The sequence below is a fragment of the Enterobacter sp. BIDMC 29 genome, from assembly GCF_019378755.1.
In the GTDB taxonomy this organism is placed as follows: domain Bacteria; phylum Pseudomonadota; class Gammaproteobacteria; order Enterobacterales; family Enterobacteriaceae; genus Enterobacter; species Enterobacter ludwigii.
Genome location: NZ_CP080000.1, coordinates 188,175 through 194,486, shown reverse-complemented (window position 1 = coordinate 194,486; position 6,312 = coordinate 188,175). Strand labels below are relative to the sequence as shown.

General features: G+C 55.8%; 6 protein-coding genes. All 6 read right to left on the bottom strand.

Annotated features, from left to right (window positions below):
- Positions 1-64 precede the first annotated feature (64 nt).
- The 6 genes from JTA15_RS00910 to JTA15_RS00885 all read right to left on the bottom strand — a co-directional run bounded on the left by JTA15_RS00910 (position 65) and on the right by JTA15_RS00885 (position 6,280).
- Positions 65-1,369, bottom strand: coding sequence for an inosine/guanosine kinase (locus JTA15_RS00910; RefSeq protein ID WP_020885178.1), 1,305 nt, complete (start codon positions 1,367-1,369; stop codon positions 65-67).
- Between the two features lie 63 nt (positions 1,370-1,432).
- Positions 1,433-2,395 (bottom strand): ferrochelatase, encoded by a 963-nt coding sequence (gene hemH, locus JTA15_RS00905; protein ID WP_025204839.1) that lies wholly within the window; start codon positions 2,393-2,395, stop codon positions 1,433-1,435.
- A 125-nt stretch (positions 2,396-2,520) separates the two neighbouring features.
- The gene (adk, locus tag JTA15_RS00900) at positions 2,521-3,165 is read right to left on the bottom strand and encodes an adenylate kinase (protein ID WP_006809841.1); all 645 of its coding nucleotides are present in this window, start codon (positions 3,163-3,165) and stop codon (positions 2,521-2,523) included.
- A 192-nt stretch (positions 3,166-3,357) separates the two neighbouring features.
- Complete coding sequence (htpG, locus tag JTA15_RS00895; protein ID WP_020885180.1) at positions 3,358-5,232, bottom strand: molecular chaperone HtpG; 1,875 nt, start codon at positions 5,230-5,232, stop codon at positions 3,358-3,360.
- A 110-nt stretch (positions 5,233-5,342) separates the two neighbouring features.
- Complete coding sequence (gene recR, locus JTA15_RS00890) at positions 5,343-5,948, bottom strand: recombination mediator RecR (protein ID WP_006809843.1); 606 nt, start codon at positions 5,946-5,948, stop codon at positions 5,343-5,345.
- Positions 5,948-6,280 carry a YbaB/EbfC family nucleoid-associated protein gene (locus tag JTA15_RS00885; RefSeq protein WP_010428194.1) on the bottom strand — a complete coding sequence of 111 codons (333 nt, stop codon included), beginning with the start codon at positions 6,278-6,280 and terminating at the stop codon, positions 5,948-5,950. Before JTA15_RS00885 ends, recR begins: the two co-directional genes overlap by 1 nt.
- Between the last annotated feature and the right edge of the window lie 32 nt (positions 6,281-6,312).

Genomic DNA, 6,312 nt, shown 5'->3' with positions numbered 1-6,312 from the left:
TCCCTCTCCCACCGGGAGAGGGTACAAACACGAAAACGGCAACCGCAAGGTTGCCGTTTTGCCTTTATCGGTCCCAGTAGGCTTCTTCGAGGCTATCTTCCCTTTCCGGCAGACCGCGGGTTAAGCGTGGCGAGTGCTGGTTCAGCACCTGATAACTCACGCGGTTCGCGTACTTACACACCTGCGCCAGCGACGAATAGGTCAGCCAGTTGAATTTGTGCTTGCTGGAATTCGGGACGTTGGTTTTATGGTAGGCATTCGCAGTGATGTCATGCAGCAGCGCCGCCAGTGCGCCATCTCCCGCGCCATTGGTGTTCATGATCTTTTCTGGCCCGCCCATATACGGCGCGATGTGGGAGTAAATACGCAGCGGGTTTTCGCAATCTTTATGGCGAATCGCGCGGCTGAACTCGTACTGGTTAAACTCGGCAATGGCGCCTGGCAGCAGTGGATGCTGCGTTTTGCGTTTGCTCTCTTCTTCCGTGAAGCCTGCCATATACAGCCCTACCGGTCCGGCCGTGCAGAGCACCAGATCGACCCAGTCGAGCGCTTTATCGGAGGCCAGCAGCGGATCGCTCTCGCCGGTCAATGCTTCAGCCTCTTCTTCGTTCATCGCCAGAATCGAGACGTGTTCCTTCAGGAAGGCCTGCCACCACTCGGGGTTGTCGGCTATCACGAATTTGGTGCCCAGCGTCAGAACGACCGGCACATTGTATTTCTTCGCGTACTCAATCGCTTTCATGGTGGCTTCCGGCATCGGCTCGCCGGGTTTACAGCGCACCAGATACGACGTCAGCACCAGTGCAGACGCGCCCGCAATCACCGCTTCCGGAATGCTCTCTGCACGCAGCTTATTCATGTGGCCGGGGCTGATGGCAAAGGTACGTTCGCCGGAATCGCTGATCAGCGTGAAGCAGCGGCCAATCGGCCCGTCAACGCCCTGAAGGTAGTTCAGATCGGTGCGGCTGGAGGTATTGCACAGGTAACGGTAGGCGTAGCCACCAATTTCGATGTTGCTGCACATGACGCCCAATAACACAGAGCGGTCGTCGGCAAGCACCGAGTAGTTGTGCATGGTGTTGCCGATAGTGCCACCGGCAAACTGATGGGTGATCAGGTTTTCGCGCGTCAGCTCCTGATACAGGGCTTCGGCAACATCGTCCTCAATCACCAGCGAGTGACCGGCGCTCAGACCGTAACGAGCGACAAACGCATCATCCACTTTAGCTTCAATGTCCACCAGCGTCTGATCGATACCGACGACCCATGCGGCGCTGGTTTCATTTTCCGGCTGGATTTGCTGCAGGAGCGGATCGCGGGCATCAACGGGAAAGTAGTGTTTAGATTTGCGTTTACCGGGAAATTTCATGGGTCTGAACTGTGCAAGGATTATGGGCCGGGAATGGTAGCACAAACCCGGCCCATAGTGCGATCAGCGGCTGTTTGTCACCAGCGACACCATCATCTCGATATGCTCAGGCGAGTCGTTAAGGGCCGGAATGTATTCGTATTTCGTCCCGCCCGCCTCGAGGAAGAACTCTCTGTTCTGCACGGCAATCTCTTCCAGCGTTTCCAGACAGTCGGCGGAGAAACCGGGTGACATCACCTGAATATGTTTCACGCCCTTCTCACCGAGCATTTTGAGGGTTTCGTCGGTGTAAGGCGTTAACCACGGCTCGCGACCAAAACGCGACTGGAAGGTCATCATCACTTTCTCTGGCGGCAGGCCGAGGGCTGAGACCAGCTCACGGGTAGTATCGCGGCAGCGCTGCGGGTAATCATCCCCTTCATTGGCGAAGCGCTGCGGGATCCCGTGATAGGAGAGCAACAGCAGATCCGGCTCGCCATGTTTTTCAAACGACGCGCGCGCGCTACTGGCAAGCGCTTTAATATAGCGTTCGTTATCGGCGTAATCGCGAATAAAGGTCACGCCAGGAATACGGCGGCGGGTCGCCAGAATACGTGCCAGCTCATCCCAGACGGCGGCAACCGTCGAGCAGGAGTACTGCGGATAAAGGGCGAGTACCACAATGTGGTCGACGCCCTGCGCCAGCAGCGAGTCGACCGCGCTTTCCAGTGACGGTTTACCGTAGCTCATGCCCAGCGCGACAGGCATATCCGGCAGGCGGGCGGCCAGCGCTTTTTCCTGCCGACGGCTATACACCATCAGCGGTGAGCCCTCTTCCATCCAGACGGACTGATAAAGCTTTGCTACACGTGGGGCACGAATCGGCAGAATGACGCCACGCAGCAGCGGCCACCACAACAGTCTTGGGGTATCCACGACGCGCGTGTCGCTTAAAAATTGTCGCAGGTAGCGTTTTACCGCTTCTGATGTCGGTGCATCTGGTGTACCCAGATTGGCAAGCAGGATGCCGGTTTTCGCCTGACTCATTCACGCCTCTTAACCATTTGAATGGTTTTCAATTGTAGCGGAAAAGCGTTTAAACGAAACCCATTGCTGCAATAGGTAAGATGAGAATTTTTCTCACCCGGAGAGCCCGGGTGAGAGAGGTGCAATTAGCCGAGGATTTTTTCCAGCTCTGCACGAACGTCAGCAACGGCTTTGGTGCCGTCAACTTTCGCGTATTTGGTGTTACCCGCCTGCGCTTCTTTGGTGTAATAACCGATCAGCGGAGCGGTCATCTGATGGTATTCCACCAGACGTTTACGTACGGTCTCTTCCTGATCGTCTTTACGGGTGGTCAGCTCTTCACCGGTAACGTCATCTTTACCTTCAACCTTAGGTGGGTTGAATTTGATGTGGTAAACGCGGCCAGAGGCAGCGTGTACGCGACGACCAACAATACGGTCAACGATCAGCTCGTCCGGCACGTCGAACTCGAGCACGTAGTCCACGTTGATGCCCGCTTCTTTCATGGCATCAGCCTGAGGAATGGTGCGTGGGAAGCCGTCCAGCAGGAAACCGTTACGGCAGTCTTCCTGAGCAATGCGCTCTTTGACCAGAGCGATAACCAGCTCGTCGGTCACCAGCTTGCCTGCGTCCATGATGTCTTTCGCTTGTTTACCCAGCTCGGAGCCAGATTTAACAGCGGCGCGCAGCATATCACCGGTGGAGATTTGCGGAATACCGTATTTCTCCATGATGAACTGAGCCTGAGTTCCTTTACCCGCGCCCGGAGCGCCAAGCAGAATAATACGCATTGCGAAAATCCCCTCAAAAGTCGATTCAATTTTTCAAAAGCGCTAAACAATACCACCAGAACGGATATGGCTCAAGGAAGGCAGGCGGGCTGAAACGGTTAATGAAGGGAGATTAACGGGAAGGAGCGGTCTGGTGCCCTCCCCCGGTCCTCTCCCACAGGAGAGGGAGAAGACCAGGGGGAGGCGGGTCAATTACGCCAGCAGCAGCGCATTCACACGTTTAATGAACAGGTTAGGATCTTCCAGCGTGCCGCGCTCGGCCAGCAGAGACTGATCCAGCAGAAGCTCAACCCACTCGGCGAAGCGTGCTTCGTCCTGCGTATCCGCCGCGCGTTTCACCAGCGGGTGATCCGGGTTCAGCTCGAAGATATACTTCACTTCTGGCATCGCCTGGCCCGCCGCGGCGAACAGTTTCGCCATCTGGGTGCTCATTTCATCCGCATCCGTGGTGACAATGGCCGGGGTATCAGTCAGACGGTGAGTGAAACGCACCTCTTTCACGCGATCGCCCAGCAGCGTTTTCACGCGCTCAACGAAAGGCTCCAGCGCCTTCTCCGCTTCTTTCGCGCTTTCGTCCACTTCATCGGCCAGCTTATCGATCGACTCATCGGCTTTGGCGACGGACTGGAACGCCTTACCGTCGAACTCGGTCAGGTAGTTCATCATCCACTCGTCGATGCGGTCAGACAGCAGCAGTACTTCGATGCCTTTCTTACGCAGCAGCTCGAGGTGTGGGCTGCTCTTCGCCGCGGCGTAGCTGTCGGCGGTGATGTAGTAGATCTTCTCCTGCCCTTCTTTCATGCGGGAGACGTACTCTTCCAGCGACACGGTCTGCGCAGAGGAGTCGGTGTGAGTGGAAGCGAAACGCAGCAGCTTAGCAATGGTTTCTACGTTGGATGTATCTTCCGCAGGGCCCTCTTTCAGCACCAGACCGAACTGTTTCCAGAAGGTCTGGTATTTTTCTGCATCGTCTTTCGCCAGTTTTTCCAGCATCTGCAGCGCACGTTTGGTCAGTGCATTACGCAGGTTGCGGGTGACGGTGCTGTCCTGCAGAATTTCACGGGAGACGTTCAGCGGCAGATCGTTGGAGTCAATCAGGCCACGCACAAAGCGCAGGTAGTTCGGCATGAACTGCTCGGCGTCATCCATGATAAACACGCGCTGGACGTACAGCTTCAGACCGTGCTTGTGATCGCGGTTCCACATATCCCACGGCGCCTGAGACGGGATATACAGCAGGCTGGTGTACTCCTGCTTACCTTCCACACGGTTGTGGCTCCAGGTGAGCGGATCGGTAAAGTCGTGGGCGATGTGTTTGTAGAATTCGTTGTATTCGTCGTCTTTAATTTCAGACTTATTGCGCGTCCACAGCGCCTGCGCCTTGTTGATTTTCTCCCAGGACACCACGGTTTCACCGTCTTTCTCTTCCTGTTTTTCAATCTCAACCGGCAGGGCAATATGGTCGGAGTATTTGCTGATGATGGAGCGCACGCGCCAGTCATTCAGGAAATCATCTTCGCCTTCACGCAGGTGAAGGGTGATTTCGGTACCGCGGTCCGCTTTGGTGATGTCATCAACGGTGTATTCGCCTTCGCCTTTAGATTCCCAGAAGACGCCGTGATCCGCACTGTCGCCTGCTGCGCGGGTACGTACGGTGACTTTGTCCGCAACGATGAACGCCGAGTAGAAGCCCACACCGAACTGGCCGATCAGCTGGCTGTCTTTCGCCTGATCGGAGCCCATTGATTCGAGGAACGCTTTGGTACCGGATTTAGCAATGGTCCCGAGATGGTCGATGACCTCGTCGCGGTTCATACCAATGCCGTTATCGGCGATAGTCAGGGTACGGTTCTCTTTATCGAAAGAGACGCGCACGCGCAGCTCTCCGTCGCCTTCGTACAGATCCGGGTTAGACAGGGCGCGGAAGCGCAGCTTGTCCGCCGCATCGGAGGCGTTGGAAATCAGCTCACGCAGGAAGATTTCTTTGTTGGAATACAGGGAATGGATCATCAGGTGCAGAAGCTGTTTTACTTCTGACTGGAAACCACGGGTTTCTTGTCCTTTCATCTATGTCGACCTCAACAATGCCATTTAATGGGGTTTTAAAACGTTGAGGGAGAGATGGGGATACGAGGGGAGAATTTCAAGCGGAGGCCGCGATTGCAGCCTCCGTTTGGTCAGAAAATAATCTTGTGACGTCCAGCCAGAGAGTGGGACAGCGTGGTGCCGTCCACCATCTCCAGCTCACCGCCCACTGGCACGCCGTGAGCGATGCGGCTGGCGTCAACGCCATACTGTGCGCACAATTCGGCGATGTAGTTGGCCGTAGCTTCCCCTTCCACCGTTGGGTTGGTGGCGAGGATCACCTCTTTGATCGTTTCGGACTCAAGACGCTGTTCAAGGCGATCGAGACCGATATCGTCCGGGCCAATACCGTCCAGCGGGGAGAGATGCCCCATCAGCACAAAATAGCGGCCAGAAAACTGCCCGGTCTGTTCGATGGCATAGATGTCCGCCGGACTCTCCACCACGCAAATCTGACCGTTTTCCTGACGACGCGGATTAGTGCAGATGTTACACACGTCCTGCTCGGTAAAGGTACGGCAATCCGCACAGTGACCAATTTCTGACATGGCACGGGTCAAAGCCTGCGCCAGGCGCATCCCGCCGCTGCGGTCGCGCTGCAATAGCGTAAACGCCATGCGCTGCGCCGACTTCGGGCCGACACCCGGCAGACAGCGCAGTGCTTCCATTAACTGCGTGAGCAGCGGACTGGTTTGCATCAGAATGGCATCTTGAAGCCAGGCGGCAGTTGCATACCGCTGGAAACAGAGGCCATTTTCTCTTTCTGAGTTTCATCGATACGGCGCGCAGCATCGTTAAACGCGGCTGCAACCAGATCTTCCAGCATGTCTTTGTCGTCTTCGAGCAGGCTTGGGTCGATTTCAACGCGACGGCAGTTATGCGCACCGTTGATGGTCACCTTGACCAGACCGGCACCGGATTCACCCGTGACTTCCAGCTGAGCGATCTCTTCCTGCATCTTCTGCATTTTTTCCTGCATCTGCTGAGCCTGCTTCATCAGGCCACCCAGACCGCCTTTTCCACCAAACATAGGCTTCTCTCTTCTTTCACGTTTAAGGATTA